The 26516-nt window shown below is 25.2% G+C and carries 37 protein-coding genes, 2 tRNA genes and 2 pseudogenes; 26 read left to right on the top strand and 15 right to left on the bottom strand.

Going from position 1 to position 26516, the window contains the following annotated elements:
• Positions 1-8 precede the first annotated feature (8 nt).
• The 5 genes from rplW to AAHM82_RS01080 all read right to left on the bottom strand — a co-directional run bounded on the left by rplW (position 9) and on the right by AAHM82_RS01080 (position 3356).
• On the bottom strand, positions 9-296 hold the full coding sequence (gene rplW / locus AAHM82_RS01100) for a 50S ribosomal protein L23 (RefSeq protein WP_342264275.1): 288 nt from the start codon (positions 294-296) through the stop codon (positions 9-11).
• Positions 296-922, bottom strand: coding sequence for a 50S ribosomal protein L4 (rplD, locus tag AAHM82_RS01095; RefSeq protein WP_342264274.1), 627 nt, complete (start codon positions 920-922; stop codon positions 296-298). Before rplD ends, rplW begins: the two co-directional genes overlap by 1 nt.
• A 12-nt stretch (positions 923-934) precedes the next feature.
• Positions 935-1648 carry a 50S ribosomal protein L3 gene (rplC, locus tag AAHM82_RS01090; protein ID WP_342264273.1) on the bottom strand — a complete coding sequence of 238 codons (714 nt, stop codon included), beginning with the start codon at positions 1646-1648 and terminating at the stop codon, positions 935-937.
• Between the two features lie 77 nt (positions 1649-1725).
• Positions 1726-2043, bottom strand: coding sequence for a 30S ribosomal protein S10 (gene rpsJ, locus AAHM82_RS01085; RefSeq protein WP_342264272.1), 318 nt, complete (start codon positions 2041-2043; stop codon positions 1726-1728).
• 353 nt (positions 2044-2396) lie between these two features.
• Positions 2397-3356, bottom strand: a complete 960-nt coding sequence (locus AAHM82_RS01080) for an IS1/IS1595 family N-terminal zinc-binding domain-containing protein (protein WP_342263980.1) — start codon at positions 3354-3356, stop codon at positions 2397-2399.
• On the opposite strand from AAHM82_RS01080, the gene AAHM82_RS12585 reads away from it, so the two are divergent.
• Both AAHM82_RS12585 and AAHM82_RS01075 read left to right on the top strand, forming a co-directional pair.
• Positions 3343-3708, top strand: coding sequence for a DegV family protein (locus AAHM82_RS12585; RefSeq protein WP_425289042.1), 366 nt, complete (start codon positions 3343-3345; stop codon positions 3706-3708). The two genes, AAHM82_RS01080 and AAHM82_RS12585, sit on opposite strands and share 14 nt — an antisense overlap.
• Before the next feature lie 11 nt (positions 3709-3719).
• Positions 3720-4581 (top strand): annotated as a pseudogene (locus AAHM82_RS01075) (DegV family protein).
• 112 nt (positions 4582-4693) lie between these two features.
• Here the strand turns inward: AAHM82_RS01075 and AAHM82_RS01070 are convergent.
• The 3 genes from AAHM82_RS01070 to AAHM82_RS01060 form a co-directional block, all read right to left on the bottom strand.
• Positions 4694-6436 carry a PTS transporter subunit EIIC gene (locus AAHM82_RS01070; protein ID WP_342263393.1) on the bottom strand — a complete coding sequence of 581 codons (1743 nt, stop codon included), beginning with the start codon at positions 6434-6436 and terminating at the stop codon, positions 4694-4696.
• A 28-nt stretch (positions 6437-6464) separates the two neighbouring features.
• On the bottom strand, positions 6465-6710 hold the full coding sequence (locus tag AAHM82_RS01065) for a hypothetical protein (RefSeq protein ID WP_342263394.1): 246 nt from the start codon (positions 6708-6710) through the stop codon (positions 6465-6467).
• A 413-nt stretch (positions 6711-7123) separates the two neighbouring features.
• Positions 7124-7261 carry a hypothetical protein gene (locus AAHM82_RS01060; protein WP_342263395.1) on the bottom strand — a complete coding sequence of 46 codons (138 nt, stop codon included), beginning with the start codon at positions 7259-7261 and terminating at the stop codon, positions 7124-7126.
• A 648-nt stretch (positions 7262-7909) separates the two neighbouring features.
• Here AAHM82_RS01060 and AAHM82_RS01055 point away from each other — a divergent pair.
• The 8 genes from AAHM82_RS01055 to AAHM82_RS12575 all read left to right on the top strand — a co-directional run bounded on the left by AAHM82_RS01055 (position 7910) and on the right by AAHM82_RS12575 (position 10955).
• Positions 7910-8287, top strand: coding sequence for a hypothetical protein (locus AAHM82_RS01055; protein ID WP_342262356.1), 378 nt, complete (start codon positions 7910-7912; stop codon positions 8285-8287).
• A gap of 25 nt (positions 8288-8312) precedes the next feature.
• A complete protein-coding gene (locus tag AAHM82_RS01050; RefSeq protein WP_342223644.1) occupies positions 8313-8537 on the top strand; it encodes a hypothetical protein in 225 nt (74 codons plus the stop codon).
• Positions 8538-8540: 3 nt separating this feature from the next.
• A complete protein-coding gene (locus AAHM82_RS01045) occupies positions 8541-8786 on the top strand; it encodes a hypothetical protein (RefSeq protein ID WP_342264271.1) in 246 nt (81 codons plus the stop codon).
• Between the two features lie 87 nt (positions 8787-8873).
• Entirely contained in the window at positions 8874-9317 is a 444-nt protein-coding gene (locus tag AAHM82_RS01040; RefSeq protein ID WP_342262357.1) for a hypothetical protein, read from the top strand.
• Positions 9295-9660, top strand: coding sequence for a hypothetical protein (locus tag AAHM82_RS01035; protein WP_342264270.1), 366 nt, complete (start codon positions 9295-9297; stop codon positions 9658-9660). Before AAHM82_RS01040 ends, AAHM82_RS01035 begins: the two co-directional genes overlap by 23 nt.
• 83 nt (positions 9661-9743) lie before the next feature.
• A complete protein-coding gene (locus AAHM82_RS01030) occupies positions 9744-10082 on the top strand; it encodes a hypothetical protein (protein ID WP_342264269.1) in 339 nt (112 codons plus the stop codon).
• A 43-nt stretch (positions 10083-10125) separates the two neighbouring features.
• Complete coding sequence (locus AAHM82_RS12580; RefSeq protein WP_342263396.1) at positions 10126-10566, top strand: transposase family protein; 441 nt, start codon at positions 10126-10128, stop codon at positions 10564-10566.
• Positions 10563-10955 (top strand): transposase family protein, encoded by a 393-nt coding sequence (locus tag AAHM82_RS12575; RefSeq protein ID WP_342264845.1) that lies wholly within the window; start codon positions 10563-10565, stop codon positions 10953-10955. Before AAHM82_RS12580 ends, AAHM82_RS12575 begins: the two co-directional genes overlap by 4 nt.
• A 144-nt stretch (positions 10956-11099) precedes the next feature.
• Here the strand turns inward: AAHM82_RS12575 and AAHM82_RS01020 are convergent, their stop codons facing one another.
• Positions 11100-11423, bottom strand: a complete 324-nt coding sequence (locus tag AAHM82_RS01020; protein ID WP_342264268.1) for a hypothetical protein — start codon at positions 11421-11423, stop codon at positions 11100-11102.
• Positions 11424-11577: 154 nt separating this feature from the next.
• Here AAHM82_RS01020 and AAHM82_RS01015 point away from each other — a divergent pair, with 154 nt between their 5' ends.
• A complete protein-coding gene (locus tag AAHM82_RS01015; protein WP_342264267.1) occupies positions 11578-11958 on the top strand; it encodes a UPF0236 family transposase-like protein in 381 nt (126 codons plus the stop codon).
• Between the two features lie 95 nt (positions 11959-12053).
• Here the strand turns inward: AAHM82_RS01015 and AAHM82_RS01010 are convergent, their stop codons facing one another.
• A complete protein-coding gene (locus tag AAHM82_RS01010; protein WP_342263352.1) occupies positions 12054-13013 on the bottom strand; it encodes an IS1/IS1595 family N-terminal zinc-binding domain-containing protein in 960 nt (319 codons plus the stop codon).
• 156 nt (positions 13014-13169) lie between these two features.
• On the opposite strand from AAHM82_RS01010, the gene AAHM82_RS01005 reads away from it, so the two are divergent.
• From AAHM82_RS01005 to AAHM82_RS00990, 5 genes are all read left to right on the top strand, one after another.
• Entirely contained in the window at positions 13170-13505 is a 336-nt protein-coding gene (locus AAHM82_RS01005) for a transposase family protein (RefSeq protein ID WP_342264266.1), read from the top strand.
• Positions 13506-13570: 65 nt separating this feature from the next.
• Positions 13571-13906 (top strand): transposase family protein, encoded by a 336-nt coding sequence (locus AAHM82_RS01000; RefSeq protein WP_342264266.1) that lies wholly within the window; start codon positions 13571-13573, stop codon positions 13904-13906.
• A gap of 65 nt (positions 13907-13971) precedes the next feature.
• Complete coding sequence (locus tag AAHM82_RS12570) at positions 13972-14412, top strand: transposase family protein (protein ID WP_342263396.1); 441 nt, start codon at positions 13972-13974, stop codon at positions 14410-14412.
• Entirely contained in the window at positions 14409-14801 is a 393-nt protein-coding gene (locus tag AAHM82_RS12565) for a transposase family protein (RefSeq protein ID WP_342264845.1), read from the top strand. The genes AAHM82_RS12570 and AAHM82_RS12565 overlap by 4 nt, the downstream gene beginning before the upstream one ends.
• 400 nt (positions 14802-15201) lie before the next feature.
• On the top strand, positions 15202-15747 hold the full coding sequence (locus AAHM82_RS00990) for a UPF0236 family transposase-like protein (protein ID WP_342264265.1): 546 nt from the start codon (positions 15202-15204) through the stop codon (positions 15745-15747).
• 175 nt (positions 15748-15922) lie between these two features.
• On the opposite strand, the gene AAHM82_RS00985 is transcribed toward AAHM82_RS00990, so the two are convergent.
• Positions 15923-15998 (bottom strand) — tRNA-Trp (locus AAHM82_RS00985).
• A gap of 84 nt (positions 15999-16082) precedes the next feature.
• Here AAHM82_RS00985 and AAHM82_RS12560 point away from each other — a divergent pair.
• Complete coding sequence (locus AAHM82_RS12560; protein ID WP_342263396.1) at positions 16083-16523, top strand: transposase family protein; 441 nt, start codon at positions 16083-16085, stop codon at positions 16521-16523.
• On the top strand, positions 16520-16912 hold the full coding sequence (locus AAHM82_RS12555; RefSeq protein ID WP_342264845.1) for a transposase family protein: 393 nt from the start codon (positions 16520-16522) through the stop codon (positions 16910-16912). Before AAHM82_RS12560 ends, AAHM82_RS12555 begins: the two co-directional genes overlap by 4 nt.
• 434 nt (positions 16913-17346) lie before the next feature.
• On the opposite strand, the gene AAHM82_RS00975 is transcribed toward AAHM82_RS12555, so the two are convergent.
• The 3 genes from AAHM82_RS00975 to AAHM82_RS12545 form a co-directional block, all read right to left on the bottom strand.
• A complete protein-coding gene (locus AAHM82_RS00975) occupies positions 17347-18306 on the bottom strand; it encodes an IS1/IS1595 family N-terminal zinc-binding domain-containing protein (RefSeq protein WP_342264264.1) in 960 nt (319 codons plus the stop codon).
• A gap of 227 nt (positions 18307-18533) precedes the next feature.
• A complete protein-coding gene (locus AAHM82_RS12550) occupies positions 18534-18926 on the bottom strand; it encodes a transposase family protein (RefSeq protein WP_342264845.1) in 393 nt (130 codons plus the stop codon).
• Positions 18923-19363, bottom strand: coding sequence for a transposase family protein (locus tag AAHM82_RS12545; protein ID WP_342263396.1), 441 nt, complete (start codon positions 19361-19363; stop codon positions 18923-18925). The genes AAHM82_RS12550 and AAHM82_RS12545 overlap by 4 nt, the downstream gene beginning before the upstream one ends.
• 163 nt (positions 19364-19526) lie before the next feature.
• Here AAHM82_RS12545 and AAHM82_RS00965 point away from each other — a divergent pair.
• From AAHM82_RS00965 to AAHM82_RS00940, 6 genes are all read left to right on the top strand, one after another.
• Positions 19527-19616 (top strand) — tRNA-Ser (locus AAHM82_RS00965).
• A gap of 131 nt (positions 19617-19747) precedes the next feature.
• Positions 19748-21268 carry a cardiolipin synthase gene (gene cls / locus AAHM82_RS00960; protein WP_342264263.1) on the top strand — a complete coding sequence of 507 codons (1521 nt, stop codon included), beginning with the start codon at positions 19748-19750 and terminating at the stop codon, positions 21266-21268.
• 15 nt (positions 21269-21283) lie between these two features.
• The gene (locus tag AAHM82_RS00955) at positions 21284-21979 is read left to right on the top strand and encodes an acetyltransferase (protein WP_342264262.1); all 696 of its coding nucleotides are present in this window, start codon (positions 21284-21286) and stop codon (positions 21977-21979) included.
• Positions 21972-23399, top strand: coding sequence for a proline--tRNA ligase (gene proS, locus AAHM82_RS00950; protein WP_342264261.1), 1428 nt, complete (start codon positions 21972-21974; stop codon positions 23397-23399). The genes AAHM82_RS00955 and proS overlap by 8 nt, the downstream gene beginning before the upstream one ends.
• 17 nt (positions 23400-23416) lie before the next feature.
• A complete protein-coding gene (locus AAHM82_RS00945; RefSeq protein WP_338967767.1) occupies positions 23417-23653 on the top strand; it encodes an acyl carrier protein in 237 nt (78 codons plus the stop codon).
• Between the two features lie 16 nt (positions 23654-23669).
• Complete coding sequence (locus AAHM82_RS00940) at positions 23670-23909, top strand: transcriptional repressor (protein WP_342264260.1); 240 nt, start codon at positions 23670-23672, stop codon at positions 23907-23909.
• Here AAHM82_RS00940 and AAHM82_RS00935 read toward each other — a convergent pair.
• Positions 23906-25115: pseudogene (locus tag AAHM82_RS00935) on the bottom strand (IS256 family transposase). The gene AAHM82_RS00940 and the pseudogene AAHM82_RS00935 sit on opposite strands and share 4 nt — an antisense overlap.
• 49 nt (positions 25116-25164) lie before the next feature.
• Here AAHM82_RS00935 and AAHM82_RS00930 point away from each other — a divergent pair.
• Both AAHM82_RS00930 and AAHM82_RS00925 read left to right on the top strand, forming a co-directional pair.
• Positions 25165-25443, top strand: a complete 279-nt coding sequence (locus AAHM82_RS00930) for a hypothetical protein (protein ID WP_342264259.1) — start codon at positions 25165-25167, stop codon at positions 25441-25443.
• A 15-nt stretch (positions 25444-25458) separates the two neighbouring features.
• Positions 25459-26418: an IS1/IS1595 family N-terminal zinc-binding domain-containing protein gene (locus AAHM82_RS00925; protein ID WP_342264258.1), complete on the top strand. Its 960-nt coding sequence runs from the start codon at positions 25459-25461 to the stop codon at positions 26416-26418.
• The last annotated feature ends 98 nt before the right edge of the window (positions 26419-26516 follow it).

Genomic DNA, 26516 nt, shown 5'->3' with positions numbered 1-26516 from the left:
CCTTAATATTATTCGTTATTAAATAACTCTAATTTTTCACCTGGTTTTAAAGTAAACATCGCTCTTTTACTAGCATTAGTTAATCCTTCAAACCGTCCCATTTTTTTAGCTTTCGGCTTCTTTTTAATAATATTTACTTTAAGAACTTTTACTTCAAAAATAGTTTCAAATGCTTTTTTAATTTGTGTCTTACTAGCCTTATAATTAACTTCAAAAGTATATTTACCATCAACATTAATTTTTAAATATGACTTTTCTGTTAAGATTGGCTTTTTAATCACTTCGGTAATATGCATTATGCCAATACCCCCTCAATGTTTACTAACGCCTCCAAAGTTATTAATAACTTATTAGCGTGCAATAAATCATAAATATTTAAACTATTAGCTGCAATGACATTAAATTTTGCAATATTACTTGCTGATTTAACAATCATTTCATCAGCTACTTTAGTAATTAATAATGTTTTACTATCCACTAACTTTAAATTTTGACAAATTTGTAAAACTGCCTTTGTTGAATATTTTTCTAAACTAATAGTATCAACAATAATAAGTTCATTATTTTGTGCTTTTAAAGATAACGCCGATTTTAATGCTAACTTTCTTACTTTCCGATTAACATGCAATTTATAATTTTTCTCAACTGTCGGACCAAATACAATTCCCCCACCTTTTCATTGTGGCGAACGAATTGAACCTTGTCTGGCTCGACCTGTTCCCTTTTGCTTTCATGGTTTTTTACCACCACCACTAACTTCACCACGAGTTTTAGTTTGATGTGTTCCCTGTCTTCAAGACGCTTGTTGAGCAATTGTTGCATCAAACATTGCTTGTTGATGAGGCGTAATATTTCAAACTTTCTCATTTAAACTAACATCTTTAACAACATTACCATTAATATCTAATACTTGTAACTTCATCATTTGTTCTCCTTAATAATTATGCTGTTGGGGCACTGCTACTAAATCTACTGTAGTAGTTTCAACAGGTGGTTGATTGTTAACTAAATTTGGTGGTGTTTTTGTTTTTAAGCCCTTAATCGCTTCAGTAATAACAACGAACTGTTTTTTAGGTCCCGGAATTGAACCTTTAACTAATAACGCATTCTTAGCAAAATCAATATGAATTATTTGCAAATTTTGCATTGTAACTTGTTGATGTCCCATTCTTCCCGGCATCTTTTTCCCTTTAAAAATTCGGTTCGGAGCAATCGCACCCATTGAACCAATTTCACGATGAAATCCAGAACCATGAGCCATCGGCCCTCTTGAATAATTATGGCGTTTAATAACTCCTGCAAAGCCTTTACCCTTGCTAATGGCTCGCACATCCACTAATTCACCCGGAGTGAAAATGTCACAATTAATAATATCTCCCATATTAAACCCTGACATTTCACGAATCTCTTTACTAAACCTTTTCGGAGTCGTCTTAGCTCTTTTAAAATGTCCTGTCAATGGTTTATTAACTAAATTAGCTCTTTTATCTTCTACCGCTAATTGCAACGAAGTATAACCATTTTTTTCTGCTGTTTTAACATCAGTAACAACATTAGGTTGCACTTCAATAACTGTTACAGGAATTATCTTTCCTTCAACAGTAAAGACCTGACTCATAGCAATTTTTCTGCCTAAAATTCCTTTCATAAGAATTTTACCGTCCTTTCCAACTTATCATTATTGTGTATATCATTGCCTTTTAAAATATATTTCTAAAAGGTTGACTAGGTAATTGTATTTAATTTAATCTCAATATCCACACCACTTGGTAGTTGTAATCTTGATAAACTATTTACAGTTTTTGGCGTTGGATTAATAATATCAATTATTCTATTATGAGTTCGAATTTCAAACTGTTCACGAGCATCTTTATGTTTATGAACAGATCGTAAAACAGTATAAATTTCTCTTTTGGTTGGCAAAGGAATCGGTCCCTTAACTTTTGCTCCCGTCAATTGCGCTGCTTGAACAATTTTAAAAATTGACTGATCAACAGTTTTGCTATCATAACCACATAAACGAATTCTAATTTTTTGAGCCATAACACGGTCTCCTTCCTGAATTAAAAATTACTTTTGCTACAACGCTTCTTGGCGTATCAATAATGGTACATATAATATACACAGTTAAATATTATACACTATTCCTTAGCAATTACAAATATATTAGTGCGAGGGGGTCGCGTTTAGTTTTCTTAGGTATTTTTTAAAAAAGAAAAAATAATCATTTACTATAAATTATTTCAATATGCAAATTAAGTATATATTTCTTATGTATGATTTTTGTTGTAAAAAATTTTTAATTTTGTCGAAAACTCTTGATAAAATAAAAAAATCATCAACTTGATAATTTTAAAAGGCTTTTATGTAAAATTACTATTTTCATTTTAACTTTTTTATACATTAAAATATAATACCGCTGTTTGTTGGTTTGGAGTTAAACCCTTATGTTGGTATTTTCATTTTCAGAGATTTAAATAATTTTGAATATTAGTAAAACCTAAACCATGATAATGAATTAAGGCTTCTTTAAGACTAGATTGTAATTTACTGATTTTATTTAAGTTACGATAACTAGCTTCAGGATTAATTGTTGTTTTAGTTACACATAAAGTAGAATTTGTTTGTTTTGCTACTAAAAAATATAATTTTTGCATATCAGAAGTAATAATTGAATTTTCGTTAATTAATCCTTTGTTCATATTTTCAATAACTCATTGTTTTTGTAAACGTTTGGTGTTTGTGGATTTAACATAAATATTGTTATTATTATCAATTGCCATTTGAATACAGCATTTAGTATTAGTTGCGAATGGGTCAAGGTGAATTCTTCGTGGATCAGTTTTATATTTGAAATTTCCTTTATGGATTTCTTTAATAAATGTTTCATCGATTTGGATTTTACCAGATAATTTTTTAAATTTTAATTGGGTATTTTCTAATTGTTTTGATTTCATTAATTTTTGACGATTATATCAAGCAGTTTTTAATGTAGTTTTAATAAAACGAGAAATTGTTTTACTAGATTGCCCCAGCAATGAAATTTGAATCAATAAATTTCATTGTTCATAATTTAAATGACTTCAATAAATAAAATGATTACGAAAAGCGTCAAAACTTGCACGGCAATTTTTACATAAACATTTTTGTTTTCCTTCTGAATTATGTCCATTTTTAACGCAATGGTAAGATTCACATTTAGGGCATTTAATACCTTGCGCTCTAAATTTTTGATCAATTTCATTTAAACGTTTTTGTTTTTTTATTAATTCTGCTTGTTGTTTGACTTTTTCATAAAATTCTAAAAATTGATCATCTGTTAAAGTATTTACTAGTTCTTGAATTATTTTTTCCATAATTATTATCCACCTCTATCATATTAAAATATACCTAAAATTAAGTATATTCAATAAATATCAAGAGTTTTCGACAAAATTAAAAGAATTTAATGGTTTTATTGATAAATTTGATAAAACCAGAACATTTAAAAAAGCAATTAAAGAAGTTTTAAAAGAAATCAAAAAGCGCTATGACAGTGCTGGCGAATTAACAATTATGCATTCATTATGTGATACGGAATTAAAAAAAGAAGTAATTAAAATCATTACTAAAGAAAAATTTACAATTAAGCATATGAGTTTAATATCTAATGTTATTGCTGCTCACACCGGATATAATACATTTGTACTTGTATATTGAATAAAGTAAAGGAGAAAAAAATGTCCAACACAAATAAAAAAATTGCTATTATTGTTGATTCATCTAGCAACCTTGACCTTACAACGCTAAAAGAAAAAAATATTAATATCATTCCTTTATTAATAAGTTTTGAAGATGGAACTGAAATTGAAGATACCACTAGTGATATTAAAAAATCTAATTTTTATGCTCGTGTTAAAAATGGTGAATATACTAAAACTAGTCAATCATCACCAGGACAACTAATGAGCTTATGGCGAAAACTATTAGCTGAAGGAAATGATGAAATTATCTTTATTCCGATTGCTAAAGAATTATCTGGTCAATACCAAAATGCCTATATGCTATCACAAGAAAATGAATTTAAAAACCGCGTTCATATTATTGATACTAACGGCGCTGCTACATTTAATAATACATTAGCAATTAAAGCTACTGAAATTGTAGCTAATGGTGGTAACATTAATGATATTAATAAAATGGTAACCCAAGTTAAAAAATAGTTTAATTTACATTATCCCTGAAGATATCTCGCGACTTTCTAAAGGAGGTGGTCGTGCCAAATCTGTTGTTGCTTCCCTAATAAGTTTAATCCGCGTTAAAGTCATTATTAAATTTGGCGAAATATCAGAAAAAAGTGGAATTGCTAGAACCTTAAACAACGCTATTGAAAGCGTAATCACAAAAATTAAAGAATTTATTAAAAATGAAAATTATATCTTAGAAATTTTCACATCACAATGTGATAAAAAAATCATCACAATTATTAACAAGATTATAACCACCCACCCTAAACTTAAAATCAAAAAAGCATTCCTCCCTAACTGTTTTGTCAGTCATGCTGGTGTTAACTCCGTAGGAATTATTGTTGTTAAACAATAAATAAAATTAACAAAGAAAAAGGTAGCAACGCTACCTTTTTTATTTACAGCACTAACAATAATCGCAAGTTACCTTCTTTTAATGCTTTTAAAATAAAAACTATTTTCTATTTTTAAAAATTAGTTGCCAACAACTCTTTTGATGCTTGAAGCAATTTTTCTAATTCATCAACAATAAATTGGGCATCATTGCTAACAATGAGTTGCAAATCTTTGTCTGAAACCATTTTCGGATTAAGTTTATTATTAGCAATCCCTCTTATTTTAAATTTGATTTTATCTAATTGTTTAATCTTTCAATCATCAACATTTTTAACAACAATTCTCACCCTTGTGACACAATTACCAACACTAATAATATTATCTTTACCTAAAATATCCAAAATTTTTGTCGCTAATAGTTGATAAGAAACCAGTGGTAAACTGTTATCAAAATTATTTGTTTCACTAACAGTTTGCTCACGACCTAATGTCTGATAATTAAACTTCTTAATCAAATAACTAAAAGAAAAGTAATAAACTCCCCCGCTTAGAATACCAATTGGTAATATTCAAGCCGGATTTGCCAGCACTTGGGCAAAACCTGACTCCCAAGTTATTTTAGCAATTTTCATTGATTGATAAAAACTTAAAACATAATCAATAAAACCAGCAGAAAACCCAAAGCCAATCCGAATTCCTAAACCAACAGTAATTGCAGAAATAATCCCTGATAAGACAATATGAACAAAAAATAATACTGGAGCTGCATAAATAAAACTAAATTCTAACGGTTCAGTAACCCCAGTTAAAAATGAAACGGACGCAGCTCCAAGTAATAATGCCATAACTTTTTTTCTTTGGTCAGGATGAGCACATTTAATGATCGCCAAGGCAGCGGCAGGTAATCCAAACATCATAATGGGGAAAAACCCACTTTGAAATAATCCGGCACCAACAACTAAATCATTACTAAGAAATGCAGGAATATCACCATTAATAACTGTTCCATTCTCTGAAGTAACAAAAGGGTGTTGTCAAAAAAAATAAATATTAAAAACACGCATTAAACCACTAGCATTTAATGTTCTATTAAACATTGTATAAACGCTAGCAACCCCTCATTGAATATGACGCGTTGAATTGTCAACTTTTTCAGGAATAATAGTTTGTCCAAAACTTAAAAGTCCTAACTGAAGTCAAGGTCAAATTATTGCCACTAAAATAGCAACTGGTAAAGAAACTAAAATAACAACTAATGGCACAAATCTTCTTCCCGAAAAAAATGACAAAGCAGTTGGCAACTTAATGGATTGAAAACGATTATAACAAGTAGCTGCTAATATACCAGCAATAATGCCACTCAAAATCCCCATATCAATAGAATAAATAACTTCATTTCCTTTAAGTTGATATAAAAGTTTTGATTTATTTTCTAAGTTAACATCTAATAAAATTGTTGAATAAACAATTTTTGGTAATATGGTCATTAGACCAATTAATATTGTATAAGCAAAAAAACCAATAAGAGCTGCTTCACCACGATTATCTTTAGCAAAACCAAAAGCCACGCCAATAGCAAAAAGAACAGAAAGATTATCAAAAGCACTGCCACCAATAACCTGCAATACTGAACCAATATATCAAATAACACTATTCTCAGTAATTCCAAAATCTTTAGTCATCATTAATCCGCCCACACGACTCAATATCGCTGCGATAGGTAAAATAGCAATCGGAAACATTAATGATTTAGCAAGTTTTTGTAATCCTGAACTTGTTTTATTACGAAAATGTTTTAAAGTATTTTTTGGTTGAAAATTACTTGATATCAGTTTAAGTTTTTTAAAATTACTAAAAATATGTTTAAATTCCATTTAAATTCATCCCCACCTTTATTTTAATTTATAACTTAAAATTAATTATTTTTGCATACAAGAAATCTAATAATTGCATTAATAATTGCAATCTAATTGAAAAAACACTGCATAATTGTTCTTCTTCAGATTTAATTAAAAAATAGGATTTAAAACTTTTAACTAATTTTGTTTCTTTAGCAAAAATACCAATTGAATAAGCTTTATCTTTTACTTCTTCAATTATTTCACCAATTAAACTATTTGTACCACTATAATGATATGCAAATAACATCATCATCAGTAACTAATGGCAAGTATGAATAAATAACATTAATATCATGCTCACAAATAACATTTTTATTTACTCATCTTAATCTTTGTGTAAAAGAAATAGCAGAATAATATGAAATTCCAAAACCAAAAATAAAGATTGTTTTGACATCAATAATTTTTTTAGCAATTAAATCAGTATCTTTATTATATAAAATCTAAATATAATCGATTATTATCCTCCTCTCTTACTTTCATATATTCATTAAAAAATAGGTAATATTATTTTTCAATTGCAAATTAGTATTAACTTGTCGTTCTGAATTTTTAATTCTTTGATTAACAACTTTTAATTGATACTTTAATTCAGTTCAACCACTTAGATTTAATTTTTGACAAAAGCGAATTATTGAACTAGAAGAAGTAAAACAAGCATTAGCAACACTTGTTTGATGTTCATTCATCAATTTGTTCTAAGTTATTTAAAATAAATGTGGCAATGCTGGCATTAATAACATTGTCTTCATTAAATTTTATATGATTTAATTTCTTAATAAAATCAAAATCTTCCAAAATGGCCTCCTTATTTCATTTATATTATCTTCCTGATAATTTTGAATTATATCGCAAAAACATTTCATCAGGTAAATTTTGGTAAAATTTCCAAAAAATGCAATATTCTTCATTAAAAATATAAAAATAACCATTTGTAGGATGATACCAATAAATGTTATTGGGCATATAACAAAGAGGTAGAAAAATAGGAAAAGACGATAATTATCGTCTTTTTTGTTCTTTTGTAAAACAAAATATGCACTTCGTATAAATATTGGAGATTGGTTTATATTATGTGTGCAAGGTAACCATTTTAGACCAGTAAGAATACTCCTCTTAACAATAATTTTTTAAAGGAGGTAGGTATTTTAATTAATAAAATTAAACTAACTTTATTAACTTGTTCGAACAAAAAACTAAATTCTATCTAAAAATTGTGTTGTAAATATGAGAACACTTTTTAGGTGTGCCAAAATAATGCTTTTTGGTAATTTCGAGCATTTCTCGCACCTAGTTAGCTAACATAACTTAGTTAACATAAGAGAGATAACATAGATTTCTTAGATAGTTAACTATGTTAGCTAACTAGGAAATTGCATATAGGAAGGATATATATTATTTTTTTACAAAAACCAAAAAATTATTGATATGAGGAGTTAATAAATAATGACTAACTTAAAAAATTTATTTTTGAATAAAAAATATATTGTTGCTGAAACAACAAATGCGATTTTACTATCAATTCCCAATAGTGGTGGTAGTTCTTGAGTTCCTCGCAAACTAGTATACCCATCAATTAAATATGCAAATCAGATGGTGGTCGGTATTTTTACAGAAAATGATTATGAAGTTATTAAGTATGATGCCAACGGTGCACAGAAAATTGCAACCATTAAGGGGCAAGAAATTATTAATTTGTATGAAGAAGTTAAAATTAAAAATCGACAAAAATTTTTAGAAAATATTAAAAAATCTGAAGCTGATAAAGATATTAATTTTAATTATATTATTCCCGAATGACTAAAAGAAACTGATTTAAATTAGTTATTAAATCTTGAACAAGTACGAAATGGCTAAAAAATATTGTTATGTTATATATTCTTGCGAAACCAATGAGTTAGTCGGTGTTTATGATAGTGTTGCTGAAATTGTAGAACGCTATTATGGACTTTCGCGTAATAATCCTAATTTTAAAAGAAAAGTACACTCATTAGAAACTGTAATTTATTACAAGAAAAAAGCCATTCGTCCGCGGAAATGAATTATTTATAAAGAAATAATTGAGGAAGATTAATTAATGGAAAACAAACATTTTTATTGACTTAAATCGTTACGCCAAAAATATTCTTATAAAGAATTAATTACAGCGTTAAAAGCAATTAATTGTCAATTAAAAGAAAAATCATTGCAATGTGAGTTTAAAAGAATGGAAAATTATTGTAAGCGAAAAACTAAAAAAACTTATGATTATCAAAATTGCTGTGTGTCCCAAGAAAAATGTACTCATTTTCTTTGCTGACAACACATAAGGAGAAAAATATAATATGTCTAAATCTTTATTGAGGCGTGATTCACCGCTTCCGATTACTCAACGAAAAAATGTAGTTGTCATAAGGTAAGTATTTAGTTTATGAATTATATAATTGGTATTGACCCCGCAGGCATCGGTTCTACTGGTATTATTCTTTGAAATTTTGAAAATTCATGCATTGAATTTAACGAAACAATAATTTCTGAAAGCGTTGAACAAGCAATTTTTAAAATTAAAAAATTATTTGATAATTTTAAAAGAATAGAAAATTTTAAGCCATTGTTTATTATTGAAAATTTTTTCTTAACTAAAGGTAGAACGATTACCAATCCTTTAGCAACCTCAGAACTTATTGGAGCAATAAGCAGTCTTTTAAGGTTTAAATATCATTGGCACTTTCTTAGACAAGAGCCTTCTAAAAAGAAAGGATTTTTTTACAAAGGAAACTTAAAACTTACCAAACACGAGCACGATGCGTGAAAGCATATTCAATACTTTTTGGGTAATGAGGTAAAACAAAATGTTAAAAGCACTAAAAACTAAAAAAGAAAATGAAGTAATTGACTATGTTAATTTTGTAAATTTGACAGTTATTTTAAAAGATATTCCCAAAATCACAGAATTTAAGCAAAAAATAGTTATTAGTAGTGTTGTTGTTAAAGTTGTTAATGTTCAAGTTAGTTGAGCGGGTCTTAACTACACAACGCTCTCTATTTATGAAGAAAAGTTGCAAAAAGAATTCTTAAAATTAAAAGAACACGATATTATTTTAATTGAGGGAAAATTACACAATCGTTATTATCCAAATAAGACCACCCACAAAACATTTTTTAGCATTGAGGTTAAAAAATTTAAAAAAATTGGAAAAAAAAGAAAAAATAAATAGCTAAAAACTCAATAATTAGAAAAACTCATTAGATAATTAGAATATCAAATGAGTTTTTTATTTGAAAAAGGAGTACACACCAAATGAAAATTAGAGATAAAAAAATCGTCTTTATTGGCGAAGACGGACAACCCGAAAAAAATGCTGATGGAACTTTTAAGGTGAAAAATTTATATCGTGGCTTCACTGAGCAAAATGACTATACTGCTAATTTTCAGGAAAAAGCAAAAAATCTGTTACAAAGAGAAACGGATGCACTAAAAAAACTTGCCGACAAAGAAAAAGAATATTTAACTTTTAAAAAAGAACAAGAAATTAATAAATTAATTCAAGATGCTAATATTGATAATCAATTTATTAATTTTGTGAAAAACTCAATTAATTTTGAAAATGATATTAGACTTCTTGCAAAATTAATTTAAAATATAATTGAATTGTTGTTTTTAATAAAAAGGTGGAATTTAAATGAAATTTAAAAAAAATAATCAAATAAGTGATAAAAATTTTTTAAGATTAACTGGTATTAAACATACTACTTTTAATAAAATGCTAGAAATTTTAAAAATAGAAGAATTAAAAAAGAGATTTCGTCGCGGAAGAACCAATAAATTATCATTAGAAAATCGTATTTTAATGACTTTAGAATATTGAAGAGAATATAGAACTTATTTTCATATTGCAAAAAGTTATGATATTAGTGAAAGTAGTTGTTATAGAAATATCAAATGAATTGAAGACACTTTAATAAAACACCCTAATTTTCAACAACTTACTGGTCAAAAATCACTATTAAAAGATTATTTCAAAGATAAGACTGTTATAATTGATGTAACTGAAAGCCAAATCCAACGCCCAAAAAAAGACAAAAACAGCACTACTCAGGAAAAAAGAAAAAACACACAATAAAAACACAAGTTATAATTGAAAAAGATAGTAAAAAAATTATTAGTTCTGATTTTTCTTATGGTAAAAACCATGACTTTAAAATTTTAAAAGATTCAAAAATTAAATTTTTACCAGAAACAACTGTTTTAGTGGATTTAGGTTATCAAGGCATACAAAAAATTAATCATAATGTTTTAATTCCTAAAAGAAAATCAAAGAAAAACCCTTTAAATAAAGAAGAAAAGCAAAATAATGAGCGAATTTCAAAAATGAGAATTGTTATTGAAAATGTTTTTGCTATACTTAAAAAATTTAAAATTATTAGTGAAAAATATCGAAATCGTAGAAAAAGATTTGCTTTAAGATTTAATTTAATAGCTTCAATTTATAATTTACAACTATTAGTTTAAATATATTTGATAATTTAAAATTTCAGTCTTTTTTTATTGTAAATAATAATTTTTATTATGTTTTAATGACAAAATATTTGTAAAAATAATCTAAAAATTATTTTAATAACACTTTTATATTTATTTTAAATTTAAAAATTATAATTATCATATTAATTTTGCAAGAAGTCTATTATGTAAATCAGCAATTGTTGTTTCAGGGTGTGTATTTTCATAGCGTCGTACTTCTTGAGCGAATGTATCTGTAAAGTTACAACAAATTCATAAATCTCAAGCTAAACAGTTTCAAGTTTTAAAGGTCATTCTAGCAGTAGGCACAAATCTATAAAAACACCTCGTTGTAAAATATTCTGCCCAATCATCGCCAACTAGTTCCTTAAAAATTTCTCAAGTAAAACCAAAGTTATTGTCACTAAAATTTAAGTCATATTTTTTATTTAATTGTGAGTAATTAGTTATTTTTTTCATTATATTAATATTATCTATGGATATTAACTGTTTTATGTGTTTGATATAGAAAAAAATAAAAAAGGAAATAGAAAATGAAGTATATTGTGCCTAAAAATGATTTAGTTTTTTGTTTTTACATAAATATAATTAAAGTTATATATGGAGGCAAAAAATGTTATTTGATAGAGAAAAAGAATATAAAAATTTATTAAATAAAAGAAAAGAAGAAATTGAAATACGGGATATCCAAATTTTTAAAAGTAGAAATAAAAAAATATATATCGCTGTAAAAATCAAACCTCGAACAATTACTACCGAGTTTGGAAAGCTAACTTTTAAAAGACATATCTATAAATATTATACAAATAAAAAGTGAAAATATGTTGCACTAATTGACGAGGAACTCAATTTAAAAAAATATTCTAAATTAGATACTCAATTAATAGAATTAATAAAAAATGAATTAGGATCAGGCAAAAGATATCAAGATATTATTGACATGTATCCTGAAACAAAATTATCACCCATGACAATTTCTAGAATATTTTTTTAATTTTGTCGAAAACTCTTGATAAAATAAAAAAAATCATCAACTTGATAATTTTAAAAGGCTTTTATGTAAAATTACTATTTTTACTTTAACTTTTTTTATACATTAAAATATAATACCGCTGTTTGTTGATTTGGAGTTAAACCCTTATGTTGGTATTTTCATTTTCAGAGATTTAAATAATTTTGAATATTAGTAAAACCTAAACCATGATAATGAATTAAGGCTTCTTTAAGACTAGATTGTAATTTACTGATTTTATTTAAGTTACGATAACTAGCTTCAGGATTAATTGTTGTTTTAGTTACACATAAAGTAGAATTTGTTTGTTTTGCTACTAAAAAATATAATTTTTGCATATCGGAAGTAATAATTGAATTTTCGTTAATTAATTCTTTGTTCATATTTTCAATAACTCATTGTTTTTGTAAACGTTTGGTGTTTGTGGATTTAACATAAATATTGTTATTATTATCAATTGCCATTTGAATACAGCATTTAGTATTAGTTGCGAATGGGTCAAGGTGAATTCTTCGTGGATCAGTTTTATATTTGAAATTTCCTTTATGGATTTCTTTAATAAATGTTTCATCGATTTGGATTTTACCAGATAATTTTTTAAATTTTAATTGGGTATTTTCTAATTGTTTTGATTTCATTAATTTTTGACGATTATATCAAGCAGTTTTTAATGTAGTTTTAATAAAACGAGAAATTGTTTTACTAGATTGCCCCAGCAATGAAATTTGAATCAATAAATTTCATTGTTCATAATTTAAATGACTTCAATAAATAAAATGATTACGAAAAGCGTCAAAACTTGCACGGCAATTTTTACATAAATATTTTTGTTTTCCTTCTGAATTATGTCCATTTTTAACGCAATGGTAAGATTCACATTTAGGGCATTTAATACCTTGCGCTCTAAATTTTTGATCAATTTCATTTAAACGTTTTTGTTTTTTTATTAATTCTGCTTGTTGTTTGACTTTTTCATAAAATTCTAAAAATTGATCATCTGTTAAAGTATTTACTAGTTCTTGAATTATTTTTTCCATAATTATTATCCACCTCTATCATATTAAAATATACCTAAAATTAAGTATATTCAATAAATATCAAGAGTTTTCGACAAAATTAAAAGAATAGACTTCTTGCAAAATTAATTTAAAATATAATTGAATTGTTGTTTTTAATAAAAAGGTGGAATTTAAATGAAATTTAAAAAAAATAATCAAATAAGTGATAAAAATTTTTTAAGATTAACTGGTATTAAACATACTACTTTTAATAAAATGCTAGAAATTTTAAAAATAGAAGAATTAAAAAAGAGATTTCGTCGCGGAAGAACCAATAAATTATCATTAGAAAATCGTATTTTAATGACTTTAGAATATTGAAGAGAATATAGAACTTATTTTCATATTGCAAAAAGTTATGATATTAGTGAAAGTAGTTGTTATAGAAATATCAAATGAATTGAAGACACTTTAATAAAACACCCTAATTTTCAACAACTTACTGGTCAAAAATCACTATTAAAAGATTAGACTTCTTGCAAAATTAATTTAAAATATAATTGAATTGTTGTTTTTAATAAAAAGGTGGAATTTAAATGAAATTTAAAAAAAATAATCAAATAAGTGATAAAAATTTTTTAAGATTAACTGGTATTAAACATACTACTTTTAATAAAATGCTAGAAATTTTAAAAATAGAAGAATTAAAAAAGAGATTTCGTCGCGGAAGAACCAATAAATTATCATTAGAAAATCGTATTTTAATGACTTTAGAATATTGAAGAGAATATAGAACTTATTTTCATATTGCAAAAAGTTATGATATTAGTGAAAGTAGTTGTTATAGAAATATCAAATGAATTGAAGACACTTTAATAAAACACCCTAATTTTCAACAACTTACTGGTCAAAAATCACTATTAAAAGATTAGACTTCTTGCAAAATTAATTTAAAATATAATTGAATTGTTGTTTTTAATAAAAAGGTGGAATTTAAATGAAATTTAAAAAAAATAATCAAATAAGTGATAAAAATTTTTTAAGATTAACTGGTATTAAACATACTACTTTTAATAAAATGCTAGAAATTTTAAAAATAGAAGAATTAAAAAAGAGATTTCGTCGCGGAAGAACCAATAAATTATCATTAGAAAATCGTATTTTAATGACTTTAGAATATTGAAGAGAATATAGAACTTATTTTCATATTGCAAAAAGTTATGATATTAGTGAAAGTAGTTGTTATAGAAATATCAAATGAATTGAAGACACTTTAATAAAACACCCTAATTTTCAACAACTTACTGGTCAAAAATCACTATTAAAAGATTATTTCAAAGATAAGACTGTTATAATTGATGTAACTGAAAGCCAAATCCAACGCCCAAAAAAAGACAAAAACAGCACTACTCAGGAAAAAAGAAAAAACACACAATAAAAACACAAGTTATAATTGAAAAAGATAGTAAAAAAATTATTAGTTCTGATTTTTCTTATGGTAAAAACCATGACTTTAAAATTTTAAAAGATTCAAAAATTAAATTTTTACCAGAAACAACTGTTTTAGTGGATTTAGGTTATCAAGGCATACAAAAAATTAATCATAATGTTTTAATTCCTAAAAGAAAATCAAAGAAAAACCCTTTAAATAAAGAAGAAAAGCAAAATAATGAGCGAATTTCAAAAATGAGAATTGTTATTGAAAATGTTTTTGCTATACTTAAAAAATTTAAAATTATTAGTGAAAAATATCGAAATCGTAGAAAAAGATTTGCTTTAAGATTTAATTTAATAGCTTCAATTTATAATTTACAACTATTAGTTTAAATATATTTGATAATTTAAAATTTCAGTCTTTTTTTATTGTAAATAATAATTTTTATTATGTTTTAATGACAAAATATTTGTAAAAATAATCTAAAAATTATTTTAATAACACTTTTATATTTATTTTAAATTTAAAAATTATAATTATCATATTAATTTTGCAAGAAGTCTAATATTTAAATCAGTTAAAAATGATGATAAAAGAAATCAAGTAAATAAAAAAATATTATTAGAAGATAAACAAATTGTTTATATTTATACTGATGATTCTTTCGCCAATACAGATAGATTTAAAAAGAAAAGGTGGAAAAAATTTAAAAGAAATAAAGATACTCAAATTAGAACTATTTCTTTTTGTACTGGTTATGATGAAAAAACAATTAATAAGAAAAGAAAGAAATTGAAAAATAAGAGAACTACATTCTTTATTGGTAAGGATGAAAGATTTCCAACCAAAGACTTATCAAAAAAATTACTTGAATTAGGATCACAATTTTATGAAAATTTTGATAATGCTAAATTAGTCGTTGGCGGGGATGGTGCAACATGAATTAAACAACTGGCATCTTTTATGGGAGCTAAATATATTTTAGATCGATATCATGCTGTAAGAGAATTAAGAAAAGTATTTTTATTTTCAAAGTTATATCATGGCAAAGAACTTTTTCAAAAAGCTATTAATTATTTTTATTCTGGTGAATATGACAATTTAATGGAATTATTAAAAATTTATGCCCCAAAAGAAATATTTAAGTACTTTAAAAATAATCAAGTTGGCATTATACATCAAGGAGAAAGTTGGAATATTGGAGTATCAGCTGAATCTGATGTATCTAGATTAGTGAAATCATGTCTAGGTTATGGAAGTAAGATATTTTCGCTGGCCGTGCTTAAAAACATGCTAAATGGAAGAACATATAAACTAAACAATAATTTTTCAATTTAATATTTTTAAAAATGTGCGAATTTAATAAGTTTGTAATTTTTGTTTTGCAAATTTGATTAATAAATGTATAATGAATTTACAATTGAATGAAAAAAGGTCTTTTTCATTATCTACCTTTAAGTTATGCACCCATGGTTATTTTTATATTGCTATCATCCTTAATAACTAATTTTATTGGCAGGGGTAGCAGGACTTGAACCCACAACACGCGGTTTTGAAGACCGCTGTTCTACCAATTGAACTATACCCCTATAATATAAATATATTAGACTTCTTGCAAAATTAATTTAAAATATAATTGAATTGTTGTTTTTAAATAAAAAGGTGGAATTTAAATGAAATTTAAAAAAAATAATCAAATAAGTGATAAAAATTTTTTAAGATTAACTGGTATTAAACATACTACTTTTAATAAAATGCTAGAAATTTTAAAAATAGAAGAATTAAAAAAGAGATTTCGTCGCGGAAGAACCAATAAATTATCATTAGAAAATCGTATTTTAATGACTTTAGAATATTGAAGAGAATATAGAACTTATTTTCATATTGCAAAAAGTTATGATATTAGTGAAAGTAGTTGTTATAGAAATATCAAATGAATTGAAGACACTTTAATAAAACACCCTAATTTTCAACAACTTACTGGTCAAAAATCACTATTAAAAGATTATTTCAAAGATAAGACTGTTATAATTGATGTAACTGAAAGCCAAATCCAACGCCCAAAAAAAGACAAAAACAGCACTACTCAGGAAAAAAGAAAAAACACACAATAAAAACACAAGTTATAATTGAAAAAGATAGTAAAAAAATTATTAGTTCTGATTTTTCTTATGGTAAAAACCATGACTTTAAAATTTTAAAAGATTCAAAAATTAAATTTTTACCAGAAACAACTGTTTTAGTGGATTTAGGTTATCAAGGCATACAAAAAATTAATCATAATGTTTTAATTCCTAAAAGAAAATCAAAGAAAAACCCTTTAAATAAAGAAGAAAAGCAAAATAATGAGCGAATTTCAAAAATGAGAATTGTTATTGAAAATGTTTTTGCTATACTTAAAAAATTTAAAATTATTAGTGAAAAATATCGAAATCGTAGAAAAAGATTTGCTTTAAGATTTAATTTAATAGCTTCAATTTATAATTTACAACTATTAGTTTAAATATATTTGATAATTTAAAATTTCAGTCTTTTTTTATTGTAAATAATAATTTTTATTATGTTTTAATGACAAAATATTTGTAAAAATAATCTAAAAATTATTTTAATAACACTTTTATATTTATTTTAAATTTAAAAATTATAATTATCATATTAATTTTGCAAGAAGTCTATTCTATCAAAGTTATTAAAACTGACAAAGTAAATTATAAAGAAAGGTCGCGTTTAGTTTTCTTAGGTATTTTTTAAAAAAGAAAAAATAATCATTTACTATAAATTATTTCAATATGCAAATTAAGTATATATTTCTTATGTATGATTTTTGTTGTAAAAAATTTTTAATTTTGTCGAAAACTCTTGATAAAATAAAAAAATCATCAACTTGATAATTTTAAAAGGCTTTTATGTAAAATTACTATTTTTATTTTAACTTTTTTATACATTAAAATATAATACCGCTGTTTGTTGGTTTGGAGTTAAACCCTTATGTTGGTATTTTCATTTTCAGAGATTTAAATAATTTTGAATATTAGTAAAACCTAAACCATGATAATGAATTAAGGCTTCTTTAAGACTAGATTGTAATTTACTGATTTTATTTAAGTTACGATAACTAGCTTCAGGATTAGTTGTTGTTTTAGTTACACATAAAGTAGAATTTGTTTGTTTTGCTACTAAAAAATATAATTTTTGCATATCAGAAGTAATAATTGAATTTTCGTTAATTAATTCTTTGTTCATATTTTCAATAACTCATTGTTTTTGTAAACGTTTGGTGTTTGTGGATTTAACATAAATATTGTTATTATTATCAATTGCCATTTGAATACAGCATTTAGTATTAGTTGCGAATGGGTCAAGGTGAATTCTTCGTGGATCAGTTTTATATTTGAAATTTCCTTTATGGATTTCTTTAATAAATGTTTCATCGATTTGGATTTTACCAGATAATTTTTTAAATTTTAATTGGGTATTTTCTAATTGTTTTGATTTCATTAATTTTTGACGATTATATCAAGCAGTTTTTAATGTAGTTTTAATAAAACGAGAAATTGTTTTACTAGATTGCCCCGGCAATGAAATTTGAATCAATAAATTTCATTGTTCATAATTTAAATGACTTCAATAAATAAAATGATTACGAAAAGCGTCAAAACTTGCACGGCAATTTTTACATAAATATTTTTGTTTTCCTTCTGAATTATGTCCATTTTTAACGCAATGGTAAGATTCACATTTAGGGCATTTAATACCTTGCGCTCTAAATTTTTGATCAATTTCATTTAACCGTTTTTGTTTTTTTATTAATTCTGCTTGTTGTTTGACTTTTTCATAAAATTCTAAAAATTGATCATCTGTTAAAGTATTTACTAGTTCTTGAATTATTTTTTCCATAATTATTATCCACCTCTATCATATTAAAAATATACCTAAAATTAAGTATATTCAATAGACTTCTTGCAAAATTAATATGATAATTATAATTTTTAAATTTAAAATAAATATAAAAGTGTTATTAAAATAATTTTTAGATTATTTTTACAAATATTTTGTCATTAAAACATAATAAAAATTATTATTTACAATAAAAAAAGACTGAAATTTTAAATTATCAAATATATTTAAACTAATAGTTGTAAATTATAAATTGAAGCTATTAAATTAAATCTTAAAGCAAATCTTTTTCTACGATTTCGATATTTTTCACTAATAATTTTAAATTTTTTAAGTATAGCAAAAACATTTTCAATAACAATTCTCATTTTTGAAATTCGCTCATTATTTTGCTTTTCTTCTTTATTTAAAGGGTTTTTCTTTGATTTTCTTTTAGGAATTAAAACATTATGATTAATTTTTTGTATGCCTTGATAACCTAAATCCACTAAAACAGTTGTTTCTGGTAAAAATTTAATTTTTGAATCTTTTAAAATTTTAAAGTCATGGTTTTTACCATAAGAAAAATCAGAACTAATAATTTTTTTACTATCTTTTTCAATTATAACTTGTGTTTTTATTGTGTGTTTTTTCTTTTTTCCTGAGTAGTGCTGTTTTTGTCTTTTTTTGGGCGTTGGATTTGGCTTTCAGTTACATCAATTATAACAGTCTTATCTTTGAAATAATCTTTTAATAGTGATTTTTGACCAGTAAGTTGTTGAAAATTAGGGTGTTTTATTAAAGTGTCTTCAATTCATTTGATATTTCTATAACAACTACTTTCACTAATATCATAACTTTTTGCAATATGAAAATAAGTTCTATATTCTCTTCAATATTCTAAAGTCATTAAAATACGATTTTCTAATGATAATTTATTGGTTCTTCCGCGACGAAATCTCTTTTTTAATTCTTCTATTTTTAAAATTTCTAGCATTTTATTAAAAGTAGTATGTTTAATACCAGTTAATCTTAAAAAATTTTTATCACTTATTTGATTATTTTTTTTAAATTTCATTTAAATTCCACCTTTTTATTAAAAACAACAATTCAATTATATTTTAAATTAATTTTGCAAGAAGTCTAATAAATATCAAGAGTTTTCGACAAAATTAAAAAAAATTTTGGATGTTATTTTTTTTAAATTTTAGATATAATTATTTATGTGTGTTAATCACTATGGAGCAGTACTCAAGTGGTTAAGAGGGCTCCCTGCTAAGGAGTTAGGTCAAGCAATTGGCGCACGAGTTCGAATCTCGTCTGCTCCGCCATTAATTTTAAATAATTTGATATTTGTTGTTAACAACTTTACTTATTGTAAAGTTGTTTTTTTGTGATATTAAGATAAAATTAATACATATTTAAAAAAACAATATTTTATTTATAAGGTGGACTTAAATTAATGTTAAATAAAAAAATGCGTTTAGCAATTACTTTTGTTCTTTTAGTACTTTTATTGGTGACTTGTATTTTTATTATTGCTAAATATATTGATTGATTATGAATTATTGGTGTAGTAACAATTTCATTTGGAACTTTAACAGCATTAATTATTTTTGTTTCCAACCGACCAGCACGAACAAAAATTTCTTGAATTATTGCTGTGTATGCGTTACCAATTGTTGGTATTATAATCTTTATTATTTTTGGTCGAACTTATCGTTATACGAAAGCACAAAAGTTTTATTTAAAAAAATATCAAGATTTTTATGCTAAAGAGGATTTTAATTATACGAATAACTTTTTAAAAAATCAAATTAAAGAAGAACGAAGTATTTTACATTTGACTACTAATATATCACAAAGACCACTATATAATCATACGAAAGTTGATTTAATAACTAATGGAATTGAAAAGTTTTCGTTGTTATTTAAAGACTTAGAAAGTGCTGAAAATTATATTCATATTAATTATTTCATTTTAGATGATGGTGAAGTTTTAAAATATTTGACACAGTTATTAATTAAAAAAACTTATCAAGGCGTTAATATTCGCTTAATTTATGATCATGCTGGAAGTTTTTTTACAGTTTATCATGATACAATTCAGAAATTAAAACGCGCTGGCGTTCATTTAAAAAGATTTTCACCGATAAATTTACCTTTTATTAGTGGTCGTAATAATTATCGTAATCATCGTAAAGATGTTATTATTGATGGCAAGATTGGTTATACGGGAGGCATTAATGTTGGTGATGCTTATTGTCATTTAAGTTCTAAATATGGCTTTTGACGCGATAGTCAAGTTCGTTTGCAAGGTAGTGCTGTTTGTAGTTTAGAGTTAATATTTTTACAGGATTGATATTTTACAACTGGCGAGTCGTTAGTGTTTGATAAGAAATTGTTAAAAAATGAACCATATGATGGTAAAACTAGTAATATTGTTCAGGTTATTGATGATGGCCCCAATACTTATGAAACGATTCAAAAGGATATTTATGTTAAAGTTATTTCTAGTGCTAAAAGTCGTGTTTGGTTATCGACGCCGTATTTTATCCCGACTGATGATATTGTGACGGCATTAAAAAATGCTGCTAAGTCAGGTGTTGATGTGCGATTATTAATGCCAGGAAAAACTGATAAATTTTTTATTCTTGATATTAGTCGTTCATATTATGATGAATTATTTAATTCGGGGATAAAAATTTATGAAATGAGTAAGATTTTTAATCATTCAAAAACAGCATTAATTGATGATAATTTAGTCATTATTGGATCAACTAATTTAGATTTTCGTAGTCTTTATCACGATCATCAAACTATTGTTATTCTTTATGGGGATGCTAATAAGCAACTAGAAAAGAATTATTTATGAGATATTGAAAGAAGTATTCTTTTAACGACATCACCGTTAAAGAAAAAAAATTGATTTTATCGGATAATGATTTTACCAATTGTTAAAATTTTTGATCCCTTATTTTAGGAAAGGAAAGTAATAATGCAAAAAACGAAAAAAATTAATAAAAAAATTGCTAAGCAGTTAGAAAAACAAGATTCTCCTGTAAGTTTAGAAAAAAAACCGGAAGTTAAAGAAAGACGAGGTTTTTTTAAACATTTATTTTCAAAAAGTGTTCCAACAGTTAATAAAGTTGATATTCATTTTGGATGAACACGAAATGCTACTAAAAGAATTATTAAGCAATTATTATTACAAAAGGTTGATCATTTTTATTTTTATAGTTCCATTGCTAATATTTTTTATATTTTAGAGCAAGGAATTAAACCGGTAAAATCTAAGAAACTTAAAGAAAATGAAAAGTATATTGTTTGAACATATTTAGAAAAAGATGATCATCTTGAATTAGAATTATCTACTAGTAGTCGTCATCAATTTTGAAGTTGATGCTTAGAAAATAAGATTGATTTAACTACGGTGGCAATTTTTTATATTGATTTAGTCAAATTATATGAAAATACTAAAAAAGATTGAGAGTTTAATAATAATTTGCAACGAGTTATCGTTAATGAACCAATTAGTGTTAATGCTATTAGAGCAATTTTAATTAAAGATATGGAAATATATAAAAGATTACAACAATATGTTTCTTATCAACAAATTGATATTAAAATATTTTATGGTGATAAAGATATTATTGAAGGAATTAAAGGAAAGAAGTTAAAAGTTAATGAATAAAAATCTTAATAAAATTACATCGTTGGAGGAAAATTTTAGTCAATGATATACTGATTTGATTGTAAATGGTAATCTAATTGATTATGGAGTAGTTAAAGGAGCACCAATTTTAAAACCGTATGGTTATGCAATTTGAAAAAATATTGTGAAAAATTTAGAAACCAAATTTTTAGAAGTTGAAATTCAAGATGTTTATATGCCTTTATTAATTCCTGAGAGTTTATTGAATCAAGAAAAGGAACATATTCAAGGCTTTGCCCCTGAATGTGCTATTGTTACCAAAGTGGGTGACAAAAATTTAGATGAACCGTTGGTTATTAGACCAACTTCTGAAGTTTTGTTTGGGACATATTTTTCAAAAAATATTTCTAGTTATAAGGATTTACCATTAAAATATAATCAATGAGCGAATGTTATTCGTTGAGAAAAAACAACAAGACCTTTTTTAAGAACAACAGAATTTTTGTGGCAAGAAGGTCATAGTGTTCATAATAATATGGAAGAAGCACAAAATTGAACGATAGAAATGATGAATTTATATGTTAAATTTTTTAAAGAAGTTTTAGCCATTGCTGTTCTTAATGGTAAAAAAAGTCTTCACGAAAAATTTGCTGGTGCTGTTGATACATATAGTTTAGAAGCATTAATGTTAGATGGGCAAGCATTACAATCAGCAACTAGTCATTATTTTGCCCAAAATTTTTCTAAAAATCTTGATATTAAGTTTACTAATGCTAACAATAAAGAAGAATATGGTTATCAAACTTCGTGGGGAATGTCAACAAGAGTTATTGGGGCTTTAATTATGTCTCATAGTGATAATAGGGGACTAGTATTACCACCAATGGTAGCACCAATTCAAGTAGGAATAATTCCGATTCAAGATGATGAACAAGTAAGGCAACAAGTTAATAGGATTTATCAACAATTAAAAACTAAATATCGTGTTGTCATTGATAATTCTTTAAAGTCATTGGGTTATAAGTTAAGTAATAGTGAAATTCAAGGAGTTTGTTTTCGCATTGAAATTGGGATTCGGGAATTAGAAACTGATAAAGTATTAATTGTGCGAAGAGACACAAAAACAAAATTAATGGTTAAGATTAATGATGTGGAATCATATTTAAAAACTAATATGGAACAAATGCAAAATGATTTATATGCAAGTTCCTTAAAACGATTAGAAGCGCAAATATTTGTTGTTAATAGTTTTAATGAATATGAACAACAATTAAAAACAAAAAAGGGATTTTTTGGTGCTTGATTTTGTAATCGTATTGAGTGTGAAGCAGAAATTAAACAGTTAACTGGTACTGTTAGTCGTTGTCAAGATTTAAAAAAGCAGGTTGAAGAAAATTCTAAATGTTTTAAATGTAATCAAAGAGCAAAAGGTCATTTTTACTTTGTGCGGGCATATTAAAAAGGAGGAAGAATTTAATGAATTGATTAGCTGAAATTGCTAAATTATTGAAAGAAAAAAAGGGTATCAAAGTAAAAATATCATTAGAAACTAATTTCCGTAATTTAGGTTTGGACTCTTTAGAATTGATGGATTTAATTATTTTAGCAGAAGAAGAATATAAATTTCGGATTCCTGATAATAAGTTAAGTGATATTAATACTGTTCAGGATTTAATAATTATTATTGAAGAAGTAGTAAATAGTAATAGTTAAAAAGGGCGTTAAAATTGTGAAATGAGATTATGAGAAATTAACGCAAGTATTAAAAAATAAAGGGCATCGTTTAACTAATATTAGATTAGCAATATTAAAATTATTATTAAAGAAGCAACATCTAAATATTAATGGTATTATTAGAGAATTGAAAAAAGAAAATGATGAACATAAAAATATTAATGTCATGTCAGTTTATAATACTTTAGATTTGTTTTTGGGGACTGTACAATTAACTGTGTCTCTAAGTAATTAACTTAAATTCACTCTGTCTTCAAATTTTATCATTAAATGTGAAATTGCACTACCCCAATTTTGAATTGGCATCGTTCATTTCTTAACCATATTTTGAAATGCTAAATAAAATATTTTAAAAACTGATGCGTCATTAGGAAAAATCTTTTTATTCTTAATGACTTTTCTTAATTGACTATTAACAGATTCAATCGCATTAGTTGTGTAAATAATTCTTCTAAATTCCTGAGGATATTCAAGAAAAATTATTAAATTATTTCAGTTATTTTTTCATGATTTAGTAATTTGTGGATACTTTTTATTTCATTTTTCTGAAAAATGATCTAAAGCAATTAACGCTATTTCTTCATTAATTGCTGTATAAATTGATTTTAAATCATTAGCTACAAGTTTGCGATCTTTGTAAGGAACAAATTTTAAACTATTGCGAATTTGATGAACAATGCATAATTGATGCTGTGTTTTTGGGAAAACAGCTTCTATTGCATCAAACATCCCAGTTTAAATTATCACTACAAGCAACAAGAATATCTTGTAACCCACGATTTTTCATTTCCGTAAGATTATTAAGTCAAAATTTGGCTCCCTCATTCTCACTAATTCACATTCCTAAAATATCTTTTAAACCATCTAAATTAATCCCTAAGGCAAGATAAACTGCTTTATTTATTATTCGTTTATCTTGCTTTACTTTAACAACAATACAATCAAAATAAACAATCGGATAAATCTTCTCTAAAGGTTTAGTTTGTCACATTTTAACTTCTTCAATAACATCATCAGTTATTTGACTAATTAAACTTTCTGAAATTTCTGCTCCGTGATAGAATTCTTGCAATTGTGCTTTGATATCAGAAATTGTCATTCCTCTTGCATATAAAGAAATTACTTTTTGATCAAAGTTATCAAATCTTCTTTGTCTTTTCGGAATAATTACTGGTTCAAAAGTACTATTTCGATCTCTTGGTACATCAATTGCGATTGAACCATTTTTAGTAATAATGGTTTTTTGTGTGTTGCCATTTCTTTTATTATGATTCTCATCAGTTTCAAGATAATCTTTAATTTCCGTATTTAACATTCGTTCAGTTAATTTTTTGGTAAATTCCTGAAAAATAGTATTGCCTTTAAATAAATCTTGTGGATTATCAATATTTTCTAAAAAATAATCAACAACTTTATCAATTGCGTCAGGTTCTTTTTTTATTTTTTTTTTTTGTCATTTTCTGTTCTCCTTCTTTTAAGTATAATTCAGAATGAATTATCGAGACACAGAATTTTGGACAGGCTCTGTTTTTTTGCAAGAAGAATTAATTTATCTTAATGTTTTTAAAGGCCGAGATATTGTTTTTGAACTATCAAATCCTGTCTTAGTTCATTTAGTTTGTGAAACTTGTCCATGTCATAAGGTTATTCATCTTAGTGAAGATATGCATTTAAGTGATGAAGATTTTCAAGATAATTTTTTAATTTTGTCGAAAACTCTTGATATTTATTGAATATACTTAATTTTAGGTATATTTTTAATATGATAGAGGTGGATAATAATTATGGAAAAAATAATTCAAGAACTAGTAAATACTTTAACAGATGATCAATTTTTAGAATTTTATGAAAAAGTCAAACAACAAGCAGAATTAATAAAAAAACAAAAACGTTTAAATGAAATTAATCAAAAATTTAGAGCGCAAGGTATTAAATGTCCTAAATGTGAATCTTACCATTGCGTTAAAAATGGACATAATTCAGAAGGAAAACAAAAATATTTATGTAAAAATTGCCGTGCAAGTTTTGACGCTTTTCGTAATCATTTTATTTATTGAAGTCATTTAAATTATGAACAATGAAATTTATTGATTCAAATTTCATTGCTGGGGCAATCTAGTAAAACAATTTCTCGTTTTATTAAAACTACATTAAAAATTGCTTGATATAATCGTCAAAAATTAATGAAATCAAAACAATTAGAATATACCCAATTAAAATTTAAAAAATTATCTGGTAAAATCCAAATCGATGAAACATTTATTAAAGAAATCCATAAAGGAAATTTCAAATATAAAACTGATCCACGAAGAATTCACCTTGACCCATTCGCAACTAATACTAAATGCTGTATTCAAATGGCAATTGATAATAATAACAATATTTATGTTAAATCCACAAACACCAAACGTTTACAAAAACAATGAGTTATTGAAAATATGAACAAAGAATTAATTAACGAAAATTCAATTATTACTTCTGATATGCAAAAATTATATTTTTTAGTAGCAAAACAAACAAATTCTACTTTATGTGTAACTAAAACAACAATTAATCCTGAAGCTAGTTATCATAACTTAAATAAAATCAGTAAATTACAATCTAGTCTTAAAGAAGCCTTAATTCATTATCATGGTTTAGGTTTTACTAATATTCAAAATTATTTAAATCTCTGAAAATGAAAATACCAACATAAGGGTTTAACTCCAAACCAACAAACAGCGGTATTATATTTTAATGTATAAAAAAGTTAAAGTAAAAATAGTAATTTTACATAAAAGCCTTTTAAAATTATCAAGTTGATGATTTTTTTTATTTTATCAAGAGTTTTCGACAAAATTAA

Origin of the sequence: Spiroplasma endosymbiont of Clivina fossor (assembly GCF_964031115.1) — a bacterium.
GTDB lineage: Bacteria > Bacillota_I > Bacilli_A > Mycoplasmatales > Nriv7 > Nriv7.
Note: the sequence above shows the minus strand (reverse complement) of the source record. Positions and strands in the feature narration are given on the sequence as shown.